This window comes from Mesorhizobium sp. WSM4310, assembly GCF_007003935.1.
Lineage (GTDB): Bacteria > Pseudomonadota > Alphaproteobacteria > Rhizobiales > Rhizobiaceae > Mesorhizobium.
Genome location: NZ_VFTA01000023.1, coordinates 51,181 through 69,078, shown reverse-complemented (window position 1 = coordinate 69,078; position 17,898 = coordinate 51,181). Strand labels below are relative to the sequence as shown.

13 protein-coding genes are annotated in these 17,898 nt (G+C 58.6%); 7 read left to right on the top strand and 6 right to left on the bottom strand.

Annotated elements, in window-relative coordinates; all coding sequences use genetic code 11:
* Positions 1-459: 459 nt before the first annotated feature.
* Entirely contained in the window at positions 460-690 is a 231-nt protein-coding gene (locus tag FJV80_RS23005) for a hypothetical protein (protein WP_142877480.1), read from the bottom strand.
* A gap of 274 nt (positions 691-964) precedes the next feature.
* Between FJV80_RS23005 and FJV80_RS23000 the strand changes: the two genes are divergently transcribed.
* From FJV80_RS23000 to FJV80_RS22990, 3 genes are all read left to right on the top strand, one after another.
* Positions 965-1,264, top strand: a complete 300-nt coding sequence (locus FJV80_RS23000) for a DUF1236 domain-containing protein (RefSeq protein ID WP_142877479.1) — start codon at positions 965-967, stop codon at positions 1,262-1,264.
* 204 nt (positions 1,265-1,468) lie between these two features.
* Positions 1,469-1,672 carry a hypothetical protein gene (locus FJV80_RS22995; RefSeq protein ID WP_095774617.1) on the top strand — a complete coding sequence of 68 codons (204 nt, stop codon included), beginning with the start codon at positions 1,469-1,471 and terminating at the stop codon, positions 1,670-1,672.
* Positions 1,673-2,442: 770 nt separating this feature from the next.
* Complete coding sequence (locus FJV80_RS22990; RefSeq protein ID WP_095774691.1) at positions 2,443-3,513, top strand: YihY/virulence factor BrkB family protein; 1,071 nt, start codon at positions 2,443-2,445, stop codon at positions 3,511-3,513.
* Between the two features lie 69 nt (positions 3,514-3,582).
* Here the strand turns inward: FJV80_RS22990 and FJV80_RS22985 are convergent, their stop codons facing one another.
* Both FJV80_RS22985 and FJV80_RS35720 read right to left on the bottom strand, forming a co-directional pair.
* Positions 3,583-3,798 carry a hypothetical protein gene (locus FJV80_RS22985; RefSeq protein ID WP_095790014.1) on the bottom strand — a complete coding sequence of 72 codons (216 nt, stop codon included), beginning with the start codon at positions 3,796-3,798 and terminating at the stop codon, positions 3,583-3,585.
* Between the two features lie 1,352 nt (positions 3,799-5,150).
* Positions 5,151-5,384: a hypothetical protein gene (locus FJV80_RS35720; protein ID WP_179296076.1), complete on the bottom strand. Its 234-nt coding sequence runs from the start codon at positions 5,382-5,384 to the stop codon at positions 5,151-5,153.
* 258 nt (positions 5,385-5,642) lie between these two features.
* Between FJV80_RS35720 and FJV80_RS22975 the strand changes: the two genes are divergently transcribed.
* Positions 5,643-6,311: an outer membrane lipoprotein carrier protein LolA gene (locus FJV80_RS22975; RefSeq protein WP_246689025.1), complete on the top strand. Its 669-nt coding sequence runs from the start codon at positions 5,643-5,645 to the stop codon at positions 6,309-6,311.
* Between the two features lie 223 nt (positions 6,312-6,534).
* Positions 6,535-6,798, top strand: coding sequence for a YMGG-like glycine zipper-containing protein (locus FJV80_RS35200; RefSeq protein WP_095774620.1), 264 nt, complete (start codon positions 6,535-6,537; stop codon positions 6,796-6,798).
* A 180-nt stretch (positions 6,799-6,978) separates the two neighbouring features.
* On the opposite strand, the gene FJV80_RS22965 is transcribed toward FJV80_RS35200, so the two are convergent.
* Positions 6,979-8,964 carry a response regulator gene (locus FJV80_RS22965; RefSeq protein WP_246689024.1) on the bottom strand — a complete coding sequence of 662 codons (1,986 nt, stop codon included), beginning with the start codon at positions 8,962-8,964 and terminating at the stop codon, positions 6,979-6,981.
* A gap of 94 nt (positions 8,965-9,058) precedes the next feature.
* On the bottom strand, positions 9,059-14,479 hold the full coding sequence (locus tag FJV80_RS22960) for a HAMP domain-containing protein (protein WP_246689023.1): 5,421 nt from the start codon (positions 14,477-14,479) through the stop codon (positions 9,059-9,061).
* Between FJV80_RS22960 and FJV80_RS35195 the strand changes: the two genes are divergently transcribed.
* Positions 14,471-14,695, top strand: a complete 225-nt coding sequence (locus FJV80_RS35195) for a hypothetical protein (RefSeq protein WP_245437855.1) — start codon at positions 14,471-14,473, stop codon at positions 14,693-14,695. The genes FJV80_RS22960 and FJV80_RS35195 overlap by 9 nt on opposite strands.
* Positions 14,696-15,545: 850 nt before the next feature.
* A complete protein-coding gene (locus FJV80_RS22955) occupies positions 15,546-16,841 on the top strand; it encodes a divalent metal cation transporter (RefSeq protein ID WP_142877477.1) in 1,296 nt (431 codons plus the stop codon).
* A 632-nt stretch (positions 16,842-17,473) separates the two neighbouring features.
* On the opposite strand, the gene FJV80_RS22950 is transcribed toward FJV80_RS22955, so the two are convergent.
* Positions 17,474-17,755 (bottom strand): hypothetical protein, encoded by a 282-nt coding sequence (locus tag FJV80_RS22950; protein WP_142877476.1) that lies wholly within the window; start codon positions 17,753-17,755, stop codon positions 17,474-17,476.
* Between the last annotated feature and the right edge of the window lie 143 nt (positions 17,756-17,898).

Below are 17,898 nucleotides of genomic sequence, written 5' to 3'. Positions count from 1 at the left end.
CCTGACCGAAGCCCGCCCCGGACAGTTTTGCCCCCATCCGAGGCGGGCTGGTTGGAAGCTGATGGAGACAGCCTCCTCGCCTTGGCCCACGGGGATCAAAACCAAGGCAAATTCAGAACTTCAGTTGGCGAAGAATGTTCCGTTGGAGGCATGCGCTGCCGCCACACAGTTCGATAGCGGGATTTGCGCCACAGCGGTGCGGCAATAACCTGTCAGAAAGCGGCTGTTTGGAGCCCGGAAAGCGCACTGATCGAAGATGCAACCCTGAGACTGCACAAGGCGTTGAGACATTTCCTTGAAGGAATGCACGCCCGCGCCTCTCAGAAAATCGGCCCCAGCCCGCTTGGAGTCCCGGCGATCTCAATTCGGTGCTAGGTTACCGACCGCATCAGCGCGGTGAACAACACTATTGCAACCTAATGAACGTGGAAGCCTGTCTGAACAAGCCCGCCGTCGAAATCACAAGGCGAAAACCGCTATCAGTGAGGTGATGGCGACGGAAATGGGCACGGCCAGGAGCAAGCCAGCTTCAATGAACCGATTTTCTTTCTCGTTGAACATCCAATCTTCCGGCGCCAAGCTGAAGTCCACGGGTTCGCTCGCCCCCGGGGAGACGAGCGAACCCTTATCAGCGCAGGAAGGGACATAACTGCGCCGATTCGGAAAGTCGCGATGGTTGACTTCAGCCAAGAGATATTCCGATCACGAGGGAGATAATGGCCAACAGAACGCGCTTGACCAACGCTCCTATCAATAGATTTTTCCTTCAGTTCCGGCTCACAACTTCCGCAAAAGGGGACCGTTCCAAGCCGCACCGTCTGCAAGACCATTGCCGAACGTGGCCAGACATATGTCCAACCGAACCCCAGACCGAAGTCCACCAAGGGGAACGATTGCGTCAGCGCCAAGTTGGCTATTGAGCTTCGACACCACCAGTCGGAGCCACTCTCACGAGGAGCCCAATATGGAATTGCATCTGTCTGCTGCAGCCGCGGCATTTCTTCTGCTCACAGGCGTCGGCGTCGCGGCGGCCGAGGATATCATCATTCAGCCCGAGCAGGACACGGTGATCCGCGAATATGTGAAGAAGCAGCCGCTCGCGTCGGTAAAGGTCCCCGGAGTGGAACTCAATATCGGCACGGCTCTACCCGATACAGTCGAGCTTCGCGAAGTCCCCAACGTCAAATACCGTTATGTCGTGATCGACAACCGGACTGTTCTGGTCGATCCAGGCACCCACAAGATCGTCAAGGTCTACGACTGACCTTCCTGGCTCAAGCCCGTCGTCTCGTGGCGGCGGGCTTCAAAATGCAAGATCTCGCAAAATCCCATGCTCTGAAAGCGCGCGTTGCGAACCGTAGGCAGAGCACGACGATGTTCACCAGCTTGCCGCTAGCTCATTCCTGCCACTGTCATAAAGCGGTCCAGCCGCCCGCTTTTATAGCTTCGCTTGCAACGAGGAAACACCATGGCTTCGACAGCAGCGTTAATCTGGTACCTGGTAATAGCCGGTCCGCAGGGTGGCATGGCAATCTTGCCTGGCAGTTTCGACAAGCGTGAACAATGCATGGCGGCCATCGCCGAATACCAGAGGCAGCCGACGCCGTCGGGCTGGACCTTGCAGTGCATCCCCAGCGCTTCACCATTTACCAACAACGGATCCGCGGAATAGCGCCAGGTGGTCAAGGTCGGGCAGTGCTTTCTCAGACTGAGGCAGCGATCGATGATCCGGGTAACGGCTCGAACCACATTGCGGAGATGAATTGGTGACGGAATCGCCAGCGGAACCAGTGGCCAGCGACCAAGTTTTTGCTGCCAAGGAGACTATTCATGCTCAAATTGTTGATCCAGATCGGCATCGTATATGCAGCGTTCAGGATTGGTGAAAGCGTCGGGCGTCTCGATAGCGGTCCTCGCCGTTGGCCGCGCGATCAAATCACCGCTGGAGGAACTAGACGCAGGGCTGGGGCACGCTGATTTCGCAACACGTTCTCCGCGTTCGAGTGGGTGGAGGTCCAGGAATGGCTTTGATTATTGGTATCGCGTTGCTTTGGGGGTTCTGTTCTCCGTGCTTTTCGTTACTCATGCCGCGCCTGAGGCTACGCCGGTCCCTGCACGATCAAGGGTCCCGATAGGTCTGCTTGGCACCTTCGTGAGGCCGCCGATTTTGGATGAATGTCGGCGATGTGTCGCGTCGCCAAATAGGCTGGCAGTTTCGAGCGGTTTTTGCGCCAGTCGAAACCATGGACAGGTTTTCGGCTGGCTTGCCAGCTCGCAGGGGCAACGGAACAGCTACGCCGTTCAAGGCGTTGAGAGGTTCAAGCCCGGGCATGAGGAAGCGCATTGCGGAAGCGTTCGTCGGCAACCCACAGCGGTCAAGGGAAGCATTGGCCGCACATTGGAGCGTAGTCGAATGTGGTGGACAGCGATGGGGTTAGCCCTGTGACTTCGAAAGCGAGACGGAGTCAGAAGCTGCCCGCCACAGAGGCGTCTTTAATCGATGAAGAAGCGGCCAGTCGCGCGGCCTTAACAACGGAAGAGAGTAAGGCAGCTCTGAGATCGGAGGAGGGAGACCGCGGACGCGACGCGGCTTGGCCATCCCAGATACCTGCGCTTGGTTGGAAAGATATCTTCTGGCGCTTATGGGAAGAATTCAACAAGGACCGGGTTTTGCTCGTTGCGGCCGGCGCCACGTTCTACCTGCTTCTGGCACTGTTTCCGGCCTTGGCCGCTTTCATTTCAATTTACGGCTTTGTCGCGGACCCGGTTTCGGTTGCCGACCATATTGCCTATCTCGGCGGATTGCTTCCGTCGGGCGGGCTAGACCTCATTCGCGAACAGCTTCAAGCCTTGGCCAGGCAAAAACCCGGCGCTCTCGGCATCGGTTTCTTCATCGGCCTTGGTATCGCGCTTTGGAGTTCCAACAGCGGCATGAAGGCACTCTTTGATGCCATGAATATCGCCTACGAGGAACGGGAAAAACGCAGCTTCATCACGCTCAACCTAATGTCGATCCTGTTTACTGTCGGCGCGTTGTTGATCGGCATCGTGCTGTTGCTCACGGTGGGCGTCGTTCCCGCGCTTTTGCGCTATTTCTATCTGGATGCGTGGACGGAGACGTTAATAGCAGCAGCCCGGTGGCCGGTCTTGGTCTGCGCGATGCTGACCGGAATTTCTCTGCTTTATCGCTTCGGACCAAGCCGCGAACGTGCCAAATGGCGTTGGCTGAGTTGGGGCTCTTTGATTGCGACCGTTGCGTGGATCGCGGCGTCGTGGCTGTTTTCATTCTATTTGCAGCATTTCGCCAACTACAACGCCACATACGGATCGCTCGGCGCCGTAGTCGGTTTAATGATGTGGACGTGGATTTCCGTCATCATCCTTATCGCCGGCGCCGCGATCAATGCCGAGATGGAGCATCAGACAGCGATTGATTCCACTACCGGCCTGCCCCTGCCCATGGGCAAACGTGGCGCGGTCGTAGCGGACACTTTGGGCAAGACCGCAAAATGACTGGCATCACTTTTCTGCCTTGCCACGAATTCTCTGCGAAGGGTTAACGCGCCCACCGGATGGCGAGGATCAGGGCCTGGAATCGGTTTCCTCTTCTGATGGTTGCCGCCCGTCTGATTGGTGAGTCTTGTCTTCCACCTCATTCACGGGGCGCGTCAGGCCACCGCCAGGCTTGGGCTTCTTGTTTGCGGCCGCGTCCTGAGAGGACGCGTTCGAAGAGTCGACGCCGGTCTTTGCCGGATATTTTGTGGCCCCGGTTTCGCGATGGTTTTCGTTGTCACGCATGCCTTTGGTCCTCCGTGATCAACGATAACCGCCCCCGTCAGTGCCAGTTCCGCTGCAGATGGAACATTCTCTACGGCTGGTCGGTTGGCCAGGAAGACCATTCCCTGCCAGACAAACTGGTGCGCAGCCCAGGTCGGCAAACCCCTCTGCTGACCGGCAGACATGCCGCCCAAACCAGAGCCCAATAAAGAATCGCTGCTAGATGCGCCGGCCTGGACATCCGACGTGCGAGAGCCTGACCCGGATCCCGCACGAACTTCCATTCTCCAATCCCGACAAGAACCGAATCCCGCGAAGGGAGCATTGCAATGAGCGGTGATTAGGTGCTGGCTGTCTTTGCGGTGCGGCTCGCTTTTGGTAAGAAGGCGCGACGTCTCGGCGATAAAATTGCCGCGCCTGGATGGAGGCGTCGAGTGAGTTGCGCCAATAGCCGGTCACCGCGTCGTTGAAGCGTCTACCACTCATCTGGCCGTGCGGAGCCGTCTCGACCCGGGACGGGATCTAAGCTGAGCCAGCTTCCAGGCCGGGCGGCGTCCGTTACAGCACAATCGTTTGCCCGTAGTATTTGCCGGCATTCCGGATGGGCGCCGCTGCTAGTTTCGATGTGGTCGGCAGGAACACGCAATGTGGAAAGACGGGGTCCGATGCGATGACCCGATGCGCGCGGGCTTGCAAACATACCGACCATCAACATTGGCCCAGCGTTCCTCAGCTCATCGCTGCGGCCACGCGGCCATCATCAGTTCCGGCATTGATGGCTTGGCTAGCCCGGGAAACCAACGTCATGCCTCCCCACTTGCCGTGCCTATCTCCTCAGGCCAAAAAAGCTCAGCACCGCAAGAACAACGACGACTAGCCCAACAATGTAGATTATGCTGTGCATCGATCGGACTCCAAAATAATAGGCAGGCCACGCTCTTTTGCCTACCGTACGGTTATTGCGTCGAAATCAACATTTCGGACCGCCTAATGTTCCATATTTGGGCCGTATTTTTAGGACGTCGCCGTTGGGCCGGCTTTAGCGGGTTGGCAACTTGTGCCGCAGCGTCAGTGCCGGCCTTAGGAATGGCCGATAGACGCCCGAGATCCTTTTGAGGGCGTGGCAAAAGAAATCCGTTTTACCTTCGAAATTGCATCTATCACTGCGCCGCACTCGCCCTGCTAATGCTGGGCCGATGACGAGTGCCGGAGTATTGGCCGTCGGCCGACAATTGGTCACCTCTCAATGTCCCTGACGGGTCCCGCGGTAACGGAACCAAAGCGATCGCACGATGTTAAGCAGGCGAAGGGCCATCTTAAATCGTTGAGGATCTCAAATGAAAGTCGCCATTGTTACTGCTTTGGCCCTGTGCCTACTCGTACCCTGCGTCGCCTCGGCCGACGCGATCGTAGTTCAGACCCATAGACACCACCGACACCACCACTGGAACAATGATCGTGTCGTTATCTATCGTGAAGGACATCGCCTCCATCACCGCCATCATGGTGATATCACTTTCTTCGATCACGGTCGTCGCCACCATCGCTCCGATGCGGTTGTTGTCCGAAGCCCGATGGATCGATCGCACCACCATCGTCACCGCCACGTTGTTATTCAGCAGGAGAATGGCGGTTATTGACCGCCTCCTTTTTGCCCGGCTCTCACTTGGAGAGCCGGGCACGCATTACGATGTATGATCGGCGAAAGCTAAACCGAATTGGCGGTTGGTCGGAGCTCGGGACCCCAGCGCAGCCGAGCCTGCTACGGTAGCGGCGACAGCAAATTCGCGTGCTGGATTGTGCGCTACGCGGGGCCAAAAGGCGCGCCACCTCCTTTAATCACGCCGCTCGAACCTGGAAAGTAAATGGAAAAGATCAGAAGACTGCTGGCTTTCTGGTTTGTAGTTGTCAGCGCTACCGCGATCAATTCCGAACTTACTCCTGCCGTCGCGGCCGCGCCGGCAGATGCAGCGACGATTGCCGATCATTTCTCAGCCATAAAGTCCATGTCAGGGGACTTCGTCCAGTCTGGTCCTAGGGCGGAAAAGACCAGCGGGAGATTTTTTCTGCAACGCCCGGGCAAGCTCCGATTCGACTATGCAGGCCAATCCGGGATCAGCTTGATTGCAGATGGAAGATCCGTCGTAATCTACAACAAGAAGCTCAAGACCTCACGCCTCTATGCTCTCTCCAAAACGCCGCTTAAACTCGTCCTGGACGACGAGGTCGAATTTTCCGGTAACCGCGTCAAAGGCATCAGAGACGATGGTGCCCAGGTTATCATTAAGCTGGCTGACAAGTCGGCTTTCGGAAACTCGAACATCACGGTGGTCTTTGACAAGAAATCGTTGGATCTACGCAGATGGAGCCTCACCGACGAAAGAGGGCAGATCACGACAGTGACTATCTCTAATGTGAAGGAGGGCGTTCGCGCTCCTCCAGGCACCTTCACCATCGATTTGCTGCAAACCGTCAATTCAACACCAAAGCGAAATAACGGCCCACCGGCGGTAAGCTGGCCGAGAAGCAGTTGAAGTGACGGACGAACTCGCAAGAGGGCCGGCGCGTTCCCCAATAAGCGCAACTCCGAGCCAGGCGGTCCCTTTCAGAGAGTTCCTGGTCTCCGACGTGCACGCCGGCTTTGTCGGCATGCATGTGATCCCGTCAACAGCTAAATCTAAATTAGAGAGATATGGATCAAAAGCGGGAACTGCGCATTTAGTATCCGGCCCGCTTTGGGCTGCTGGAGGACGACTGATGAAAAAGACAATGCTCGTATTAAGCCTTCTCATTCCGCTTGTTGCATGTTCCCGCACTGAACAGGGTGCTGCCGTCGGCGGACTGGGTGGGGCGGCAATCGGCGCGGCCGTGGCTGGTAACCCAGTGCAAGGTGCGGTCGTCGGCGGAGCTGCTGGTGCCATCGCAGGGGCGGTGATCGGACACGCCAGCGAGGCTGGCCAGTGCCGTTATAGGGATCGCCAAGGGCGCGTCTATGTTGCCAGGTGTCCCGAGGGGTATTGAGTGTGTCGGGCCCGCGCGACCCTGCGATGGCACGTGCGGCCCGCTGTCCGCTACGGAGGCTTAACGATCGATAGACTGAGGCGCAATGCAGTCTTCGAGCCTGGCTCGTTCAATTCTTGGTCAGGCGTTTATGCGCATGCCCCGTCCATCGCTTTATCGGATCAAACGGACTTAGCCGCCCTATCCTGTCTTTGTTGCTTTAGGGGCTGGTGCGATTGCTCGAAAGATAGCCTCTACGAGGTCCTTTTCTCGGAAGGGCTTGCTCAACAGAGGGACATCCGACGGGCGATCCGAAATCGTATCCGCTTCGGCGTAGCCCGTCACTATCACCGCCGGCCAATCGCTGCGGAGGTTGCGTGCGAATCGAATAACGTCGATCCCGGTGACCAGCGGCATGGCAAAGTCAGTGACGATTACATCAAAATCATGCGGGGCCCGTTCAATGGCAGCCAGCGCCTCAGCGCCGCCAGACGCGCAGGTCACCGGAAAACCTTGCTGACGAAGCGACTCGGCAGTCAGTTGCCGCAACACGCTGCTGTCGTCGATCAGAAGGACTGACGGGTTTTCTTTGCCGCTGTAGGTTACTGGTTCCTCTTTGGCCGCGGTGTCATCGTTAAATGAATCATCAAAAGAACGTGGCAGCCACAGTTCCATTGCCGTTCCGCGACCAGGGGCGCTTTCTATGCGAAGAGAACCCCCGGACTGCTTCATGAAGCCATAAACCGTGCTGAGCCCGAGCCCCGTTCCCTTTCCAACCGGTTTTGTCGTGAAGAAAGGTTCAATGACCTTCGCCAGTATGTCGGAAGGGATTCCCGAACCCGTATCCTTGACCGTTACGACGACATATTCGCCAGGCGCCAGATCTTGCGACGTCGTCTCGAGGGAGCGATTTTGCGCAAGCACGCTGATAGTCCCACCCGACGGCATGGCATCGCGTGCGTTGAAAACAAGGTTCATCAGCGCAAGTTCAAGCTGCCCGGCATCGACATGTACCGGCCATACCGTGTCGTCGATCTGCCAATCGAAGCGTATCAAGCCCCCTAAGACTGGCGCTACCAACCCGTTCATGGTGTCGCCGAACCCTGCAAGACGCACCGCTTCTGGCTTCAGCGTTTGCCGACGCGAAAAGGCGAGCATGCGAGTGACGAGATCGGCGCCTTGTTTGGCCGAGCGCCGCATCAGCTCAAGGACCTGCCGGGCCTGGTCATCCAAGGTTGCACCGCGTTCGAGCAGTCCCAACCCACTCAAGATTGCGGCGAGCAGATTGTTGAAGTCATGAGCCAGGCCACCGGTCAGCTTGCCAATAGCATCAAGTCGCTGCGACTGAAGCAGCTGGTCCTCAAGAGCCCGCCGCTCGGTGACGTCAAGCAGCGTCCCAAAGATTTCCGGTTCGCGGCCATCTACGCCATTCGACATCACACCTTGGTCGAGAAAGATCCGATACTCGCCATTGGCGCACAGCCAGCGGAATTCACAGGTGTAGGAGCCGGTCGTTTTTGCCACCAAAAGCGCTTGCTCCAACCTGGCGCGATCGTCCGGGTGGACCCGGCTAAGGCCAAAGGACGGATCGGAGATCAATGTCTTGGATGTAAAGCCAGCTAGACGTTCGACCCCGTCGGTGACAAAGCGCGTCGCGAAGGGCGGCGCGGCTGCCCGCGCATGGAAACAGACCGGCAGGGAACCCAAAATAGCATCCTGCCGTTCCTCCGCGTTGCGCAGGGCCTGCTCGGCCTGAAGCTTGTCCTTCTGCGCCTGGAGTGCCTGTGCCAGCAGTCTCTTCTCGGTCGCTGCCTTTCGCTGAATTTCCAGGGTCTTTTCGTGGAGTTCGACGAAGACCGCGACTTTCGAGCGCAGCATGATCGGATCGAATGGCTTAAACACATAGTCGACCGCGCCGGCATCATAGCCGCGCAGCATGTGAGCCTGCTCCTTGTTGATGGCTGTAAGGAAGATGATGGGAGTATGCTTGGATTGTTCGCGCTGGCGTATAAGCGCAGCCGTTTCATAGCCGTCTATTCCCGGCATGAGGACGTCCAGGAGGATGATGGCGAAGTCCTCCTTCAGCAGAAAGCGCAATGCCTCTTCGCCCGATTGGGCGCAGATGACGTCTCCCGTCGAAGCAAGGACTTCGCTGATCGCCAGAAGGTTGCGTTCATCGTCGTCCACGGCGAGGATCCGTGCCCTTGCCGGTCCCTCGGCCAATTGCCCGGCCTCAAGTTTTCTTACCCTGTTTCTCGAAGGCTTTTGCATGGACCGGCCGTCAGTTCACTGCCAAGAGCATTTGTTCCGGGTTCTCCGTGCGTCCTCGGGAACGGCCTATCCAGACACGAAGCAATGCCAGCAGCAGATCAAGATCGACCGGCTTGGCGATATAATCCGAAGCACCGGCGTCGAGACATTTCTGCCGATCGCCCTTCATCGCTTTGGCAGTGACGGAAATCAGCGGGATGTGAGCGATCGCCGGCGTCGCGCGAATACGCCGCATCGTCTCGTAGCCGTCCATCTCCGGCATCATTATATCGATCAAAGCGGCGTCGACATCGGGCACCTGCTCCAGCAGTGCGATGCCGTCGCGGCCCCGCTCGGCATGGAGAACCTGAATATCGTACGTCTCCAGGACACTGGTGAGCGAGTAGATGTTGCGGATATCGTCGTCGACGATGAGAACTTTCGCCCCAGCCAGGTCGGACTTGCCCGCATGCTCGGTTTCCGTTGCGCGCTCCTCACGGTCCTCTCCTGGCAGCGTCGCCGACATATGAAGCGCCAGCTGAGCGAAATTCTCGGCCCGCGGCGTATTCGCAAGCGCCGGATTCAAGGCCAACACCTGTTCAAGCGCATCAGGATGAGGGGCAAAGAACAACAGCTGCGGAAGGGTTCCGTCGAACTGGTCGGCGAGCTCGTCCAGCGACTGTGCATTGTCCTTGGCCGAGCGCCCGAAACCGAGCACGATGGCATCATATGAAGCCGTGCCGATATCGTCGGCATTTGCCGCGAAACGGCCGACCGCAGTGACCGAGGTCACGCCGTCGCGGATCGCTTCGACTAGCGATAGCCGGCGCTCCGGGTCGGGGTCCGCGACCAGCACGCGCCGCTGAATGCGCAGCTTCCTGGAATGGATATCCTGAAACACCTGCATGAGGTCGTCGGATGAAACAGGCTTGGTGGAAATACTGGATGCCCCCTTGCGGGCGAGACTGTCTATGGCTTCGGCACCCGAGATGACGTGAATGGGAATTCCCTTCGTCTTCTGATCATGGCGCAACAGATCGAAAAGAACCCATCCATCGATGTCCGAAAGCCCTAGATCAAGCGTAATGGCATCGGGAACCAGTTTGCGAGCCAGGGCCAGGGTGCCGGACCCCGCATTCGACAAGACGCCTTTGAGGCCCGCCGAACGAGCGAGACCAAGCAGGAGCCCGCCAAAGGTCGGGTCGTCCTCGACAATGAGCACGACCCGATCGGTCGGCGCGATGGAATCGCGATCGTCGACCAGCTCCGCCGAGGGCGAGCTGCCGAGCGATGCCGGCTCGGCCGCAACCTCGGTCGGCGCAGGCAAGGCCGACTGGGCGGCCGCCACACGGGGACCGGCGAACGGTATGACCAGCGTAAAGGTTGAGCCCTTGCCCGGGGTGCTTTCAACCCGTAGCTCACCGCCAAGCAGGCGAGCGATCTCGCGGCTGATCGACAGCCCGAGCCCGGTGCCGCCATATTTGCGGCTGGTGGTTCCATCTGCCTGCTGGAAAGCTTCGAAGATAAGTTTCTGCTTATCTTCCGGGATGCCGATGCCGGTGTCGGTCACTGCGATCGCCAAGGCCTTCGTCGCATGCCCGGAACGGTTGCGGCCGCCCGCCTTCTCGACCCGGAAATTCAAGCTGACCTCGCCCTGCGATGTGAACTTGAATGCATTCGAAAGCAGATTGAGGACAATCTGCTGCAGGCGCTTCTCGTCCGTTCGGACCGTCTCGGGCAGTGCGGGATCGACCTTAATAGTGAAGCCGAGGCCCTTGTCGGCGGCCAACTGGCGGAACGTGCGTTCCATATGCTGGCGCAGATGGGTCACCGGCATATCGTTGATATCTATCGAGACGGTACCGGACTCGATCTTCGACAGATCGAGGATGTCGTTGATGAGGCTGAGAAGGTCGGTTCCGGCAGAATTGATGGTGCGCGCGAACTCGACCTGTTTTTCATTCAGATTGCCCTGCTGGTTGGTCGCAAGGAGGTTGGAGAGAATGAGCAATGAGTTGAGCGGTGTACGCAGTTCGTGGCTCATATTGGCCAGGAACTCGGACTTGTACTTGGAAGTAAGCGCCAGCTGTTCGGCTTTCTCCTCCAGGGCGCGCCGTGCCATCTCGATTTCGAGATTCTTGTTTTCCACCTGCTTTTTTTCGTTCTCGAGCAGCTGCGCCTTTTCTTGCAGCTCCTCGTTCGTGGCATGCAACTCTTCCTGTTTCTTGGTCAGCTCGGTCTGCCGCGCCTGCAATTCCGAGGTCAGCAGCTGGGACTGCTTGAGCAGCCCCTCGGTGCGCATCGTTGCGGCAATGGTGTTGAGAACGATGCCGACGGATTCCATCAGCTGGTTGAGAAAGGACTGATGGGTGTCACGGAATTCGCCGAACGAGGCGAGTTCGATGACGGCTTTGACCTCATCCTCGAACAAGGCCGGAAGGATGATGACGTTGGCCGGCGAGGCGCTTCCGAGACCCGACGTTACGCGCAGAAATTCCGGCGGCACATTGTTCAGCATGATGGCGCGCTTGTCGGCGGCACTTTGCCCGACGAGGCCTTCGCGCAGATCGAGACGCTGTTTTATGGCGGCCCTGCTTTCGGCGCCATACGACGCCGCCAACTCAAGATAGGATTCCTCTTCGTCGCGGTTGGTGACGTAGAAGACGCCATATTGCGCGTTCACCAGCGGAGCGAGCTCGGACATGATAAGCCGCGAGACCGTGGCAAGGTCGCGTTCGCCCTGCAGCATGCGCGAAAACCGCGCGAGATTGGTCTTCAACCAATCCTGCTCCGCATTCTTCAGCGTCTGATCCTTCAGATTGCGGATCATTTCGTTGATATTGTCCTTGAGCGCGGCGACTTCACCTGAGGCCTCGACGCTGATCGAACGGGTCAGATCGCCCTTGGTTACCGCCGTCGAAACCTCGGCAATGGCGCGCACCTGAGTCGTCAGGTTGGCGGCGAGCTGATTGACATTATCGGTGAGGTCGCGCCACAGGCCTGCGGCGCCCGGCACGCGGGCCTGCCCGCCGAGCTTGCCCTCGATGCCCACTTCACGCGCGACATTGGTCACCTGGTCGGCGAAGGTGGCCAGCGTCTCAATCATGCCGTTGATGGTGTCAGCGAGAGAAGCGATTTCGCCCTTTGCGTCCACCGTCAGTTTGCGCTTGAGGTTACCTTGCGCAACCGCTGTCACGACGTCGGCGATGCCACGCACCTGATTGGTCAGGTTCGTCGCCATGAGGTTGACGTTGTCGGTCAGGTCCTTCCAGGTCCCGGCGACGCCCTCAACGCGGGCCTGGCCGCCGAGCTTGCCCTCGGTGCCAACCTCACGTGCCACGCGGGTCACCTCGCCTGCGAAGGAGTTGAGCTGGTCCACCATGGTGTTGATGGTCGACTTGAGCTCGAGGATTTCGCCTTTGACGTCGACCGTGATCTTTTTGGAGAGGTCACCGCGCGCCACAGCGGTTGTCACTTCGGCGATGTTGCGCACCTGGCCGGTCAGGTTCTCAGCCATGGAATTGACATTGTCGGTCAGGTCTTTCCAAGTGCCAGCTACGCCGCGCACCTGAGCCTGGCCGCCCAGCTTGCCTTCGGTACCGACCTCGCGCGCCACGCGCGTGACCTCCGAGGCGAAGGAATTGAGCTGGTCGACCATCGTGTTGATCGTGTCCTTCAACTCCAGAATCTCGCCGCGGACGTCGACGGTGATCTTCTTCGACAGATCGCCAAGCGCCACGGCCGTGGTCACTTCGGCGATGTTGCGCACCTGGCCGGTAAGATTGGCGGCCATGGCATTGACGTTGTCGGTCAAATCCTTCCAGGTGCCGGCGACGCCACGCACCTGCGCCTGGCCGCCCAGCTTGCCGTCCGAGCCGACCTCGCGCGCCACGCGCGTCACCTCCGAAGCGAACGAATTGAGCTGGTCCACCATCGTGTTGATGACGTCCTTGATCTGCAAGATCTCGCCCAGTGCATCGACCGTGATCTTCTGCGTCAGGTCGCCGGTGGCAATCGCCGTCGCCACCTTGGACACATCGCGCAACTGCACGGTTAGATTGCCAGCCATGGCGTTGACGTTGTCGGTCAGGTCCTTCCAGGTGCCGCCGACCCCTTCGACATGGGCCTGTCCACCAAGCTTGCCTTCCGAACCGACTTCGCGCGCCACACGCGTGACTTCCGAAGCGAAGGAATTCAGCTGATCGACCATCGTGTTGACAGTATCCTTAAGCTCCAGGATTTCGCCCTTGACGTCGACTGTGATTTTCTTCGACAGGTCGCCGCGTGCCACGGCCGTAGTCACCTCGGCGATGTTGCGCACCTGTCCGGTCAGATTGGCAGCCATCAGATTGACATTGTCGGTCAGATCCTTCCACGTGCCGCCAACCCCCCTCACCTCGGCCTGACCGCCGAGCTTGCCTTCGGTGCCGACTTCGCGCGCCACGCGCGTCACCTCCGAGGCAAAAGAGTTCAGCTGGTCCACCATCGTGTTGATGGTGTCTTTCAACTCCAGGATTTCACCTTGAACCGCGACGGTGATCTTCTTTGAAAGATCTCCAGAAGCAACCGCCGTCGTGACCTCGGCGATGTTGCGCACCTGTCCAGTGAGATTTTCAGCCATCGAGTTGACGTTGTCAGTGAGGTCCTTCCAAGTGCCCGCAACGCCGCGCACCTGAGCCTGGCCGCCGAGCTTGCCTTCGGTGCCAACCTCGCGCGCCACGCGGGTCACCTCGCCGGCGAAAGAATTGAGCTGGTCGACCATCGTGTTGATAGTCGATTTCAGCTCAAGGATTTCGCCTTTCACATCGACCGTGATCTTCTTCGACAGGTCGCCCAAGGCGACGGCCGTCGTCACCTCGGCGATATTGCGCACTTGGCCGGTCAGGTTCTCGGCCATGGAATTTACATTGTCGGTCAGATCCTTCCATGTCCCACCGACGCCTTCGACGCGCGCCTGGCCGCCGAGCTTGCCTTCGGTGCCGACTTCGCGCGCCACGCGGGTCACTTCCGAAGCGAAGGAATTGAGCTGGTCGACCATCGTGTTGATCGTGTTCTTCAGCTCCAGGATCTCGCCCTTCACGTCGACGGTGATCTTTTTCGACAGGTCTCCGGATGCAACCGCCGTCGTCACCTCCGCGATGTTGCGCACCTGGCCGGTCAGGTTCGTTGCCATGGCGTTGACGTTATCGGTCAAATCTTTCCACGTCCCGGCGACACCTTTCACGCGCGCCTGACCGCCGAGTTTGCCTTCGGTGCCGACTTCGCGCGCCACGCGCGTCACCTCGGAGGCAAAGGAAGCAAGCTGACCAACCATGGTGTTGACGATCTTGCCTATGCGCAGAAATTCGCCGCGCAGCGGTCGGCCGTCGATCTCGACCATCATCGTCTGCGACAGATCACCCTTGGCTACGGCGCCGATAACGCGAGCGACCTCGGCGGTGGGTTGGACCATGTCTTCTATGAGATCGTTGACGGACCGGACGCTGGATTCCCAACTGCCTGTAGCGTTGCGGACGCGGCCACGCTCGCCTATCCGCCCATCCTTGCCAACGACCCTGCTCAGACGCTCGAATTCTCGGGAGACCTGATCGTTCAGATCCACGATCTCGTTGAAGGTTTCTGCGATCTCGGAATCGAGGCCTTCGTAGACGTTGTCGATGCGGACTGAAAAGTCACCACGTCGGAAGGCCTTCAAAGAATTCAGTATGCTACGACGGGCCAATTGCTTCTTGGATGCCTGCACAGTCACAGCGCCACTCCCAATCGATCCATGTAGGATAAATCCCCCTCGTGCGCGGACGTCACACTACCCCGCAAGCCTCCAAACGCCGCAATTTCAATTTTGTTCCGCGCCGCATTTATCAACTGTCGCAAGTCGAAAATTGCACGAACGTGTGAGTTACCGGATGGCGAACTGCACTGGCGTCGCCGAGCGCCCGCCCTGGTTCTCTAACAACGACGTCCCTTCTTTTCACACGCGGTTCAGCCGGCCCGTGGGTGTCGCAGAAAGGCTCGCAATTTCCTGAGGCTCCTGCGCGGGATCAGATCGATCTCGCCGACAAGTTTTGCCCCGTCCTTGTGCCGCTCCAAAGGCAATATGAACATTCGCTTGTCGGGATGGAAATTACCGCTGCCGCGCCCAAGGCCACAGGCCACCGATCGCCCGAACGTGCGTGCTTTCCTCGACCCGACTCGCCAGCGGCCAGAACCCGCTCGCCAGCGGTGATGGGATTTCGGTCTCCTCGACGACCGCGGTACCAATCATCGAGCGAGACCGAGAGCTCCTTTAGGCTGAGCATTGCGTCGCCTTCGGTTTCTCCGCGGCGCAATTTGCCAAGATTTATCTTCAAAAGCGCCCGGCGCGGAACGATCGGGGATCTCTCGCATTTGGTGTGAGAAATATTAGCGTCAACTGAAATGAAAATTGTCCCCAGCGTGACGGCGAGACCAAGCAGCGCGACCACCGCCGCTCACCGAACTTCAAGAGATCCGCCACCAGAGCGAATAGCGAGAGGAATATGACTGAGATCGTGCACAAGACTGCCGCTGCATCGGTAAATCAGCCGGATAGCTCGACGATTTTGCAGATCATTGGCCCGGGATTGATCACGGGCGCTTCGGACGATGATCCCAGCGGCATCGCAACATACTCTCAGGTCGGTGCCCAGTTCGGCTATGGCCTGGGGTGGGTAATGCTGTTCAGCTGGCCTCTTATGTGCGCCATCCAGGAAATTAGCGCCAGGATTGGCCGCGTTACCGGCCGTGGCATAGCGGGCAATCTGCGAAAGCACTATCCATCTGCAGTCGGCATCTCGATCGTTTTCCTTTTGATGGTCGCCAATATAATCAATATCGGTGCCGACCTTGGCGCAATGGGAGCTGCGCTGAAACTGATCGCGGGCGGTCCCCAGCTACTGTACGTCGCTACGTTCGGGATCCTCACGGCCCTGCTTGAGATCTTCTCGCAATACGCTCGCTATGTTTCGGTGCTGAAGTGGCTTACGCTGTCGCTGCTCGCCTATGTCGCGGTGGCCTTCGTTGCGAAAGTGCCCTGGTCGACGGTCGGCTACAATCTGATTGTTCCACACATCAGCTTTCAAAACCAATACATCACCTCCGTCGTGGCCATCCTTGGGACTACGATTAGCCCCTACCTTTTCTTCTGGCAGGCCGGACAGGAAGTTGAGGAAGTCAAGGAGCGCGATGAAGCATCGCCGTTGAGGGTAGCGCCCGAGCAGGCACCGGAAGAACTCAAACGTATTCGCATCGATACCTATTTTGGAATGGCGATCTCGAACGCTGTCGCACTCTTCGTTATCGTGACGACGGCTGCAACGCTGCACGCCAGCGGCGTCACCGACATCGAGACTTCATCGCAGGCGGCGGAAGCTCTTCGCCCGATTGCAGGCAAGTTCGCTTTCCTCGTCTTTGCGATTGGAATTGTCGGAACGGGACTGCTGGCCCTGCCGGTGCTCGCCGGCTCGTCCGCCTATGCGTTGGGCGAGACGCTTGGTTGGAATGTCGGACTGGCCAAAAAGCCGCATCGGGCCAAAGCCTTTTATACCACGATTGCAGCAGCGACGCTGATCGGCGCCGGCCTCAATTTCACTTCGATCGATCCCATAAAGGCGCTGTTCTGGAGCGCCGTCATCAACGGCGTGGTGGCTGTCCCGGTAATGGGCATGATGATGCATCTTTCGGGCAAGCGGGCGGCGATGGGCGATTTTCAGCTGCCAATAGGCCTCAAGATTATGGGCTGGGTGGCCACCGCGGTGATGGCGGCTGCTGCCGTGGCGCTGTTCGTAACATGGTAGAGACCCCAGGCTGTTGGAAGGCGTCGCCGATGCCTGGTGGGCCGACGCCTGATCAGCGCGGAACCCACCTTAAGCATTGGGGTTGGAGGTCTTGGAGCTTCGACGCTGGATCAGCCGCCCATCTTCTTTGCCATCGCACAGAAATTCTGCGTGCGACAACGCGAGAAGCCCGCGCTGCCTCCTGCAGAGGAGGACGGACAATAGCATGTGGTTGTTTACAGCTGTCATTCTCGGGTTTGTGTTAGCCCTGTCGCTAGGTTGGGCGGTTGGCGGCTTTTCAAGGTAACATTGTTGACTCCCAACTGCGTAACCAACGGCGTGTTTCGTGCGGGTGTCCCGTACTGTCCATGCGCGCCATCACGCGTCTGGCGACGGGGAAGGCTGTCCGAGCAGATCGGCGTGCCGAGAATGAAAAGGTCGGCCGCCAGGATTTACTAGCGCCGGCCAGTCGTCGCCATTCCCATGTCGGAAAGCACTCCCGGCTTGACGTCGTGATCCAAGGCCTGCACATCGCGCCTCTCACCCAGGGCCCTTGAGTGCGGAGAGCAGATCGGCGGCGAGGACCTCTCCTGTCGTCGAAGGCTTTCAGCAATTGAGGGGAGGCGGTGGCACTTTTGAGCCCTCGAGGGTCCTCAACCCGAGCGCATTACACCAGGCTCTTCGGCGGGTGGATCGCTGGGATCCGATGGACCGTTCTCAAGCAGGTCGGAGAAATTGACAGCCGCGACCAGATAGCCGGCATCATCGTAGACGTTGACGTGAGAGCCAGAGTGGTCGGCATCTGCTGGAGCGCTGCTCGCCGCCGCTCTTACCAATTCCAAAGCTTTGGGACTGGCCAAGTCGACGCTCGCGAGATTCTGCACAGTAATGTGGGAGCGACCTGCAACAACAGTTTCAAAACGAAAATTGGGCATTGCAGCTTCTCTTAAAGGGCATCGGAAACGTTCCTTCGTTCCGAATACGCGTGGATTAGGGCTTGCAACGCCGTCGTCTGCTGCCCTTGGGACGTTCGGCTTCGACGTCATTCTTGGAAGCAACCTCTGATCAATCTGCCGGC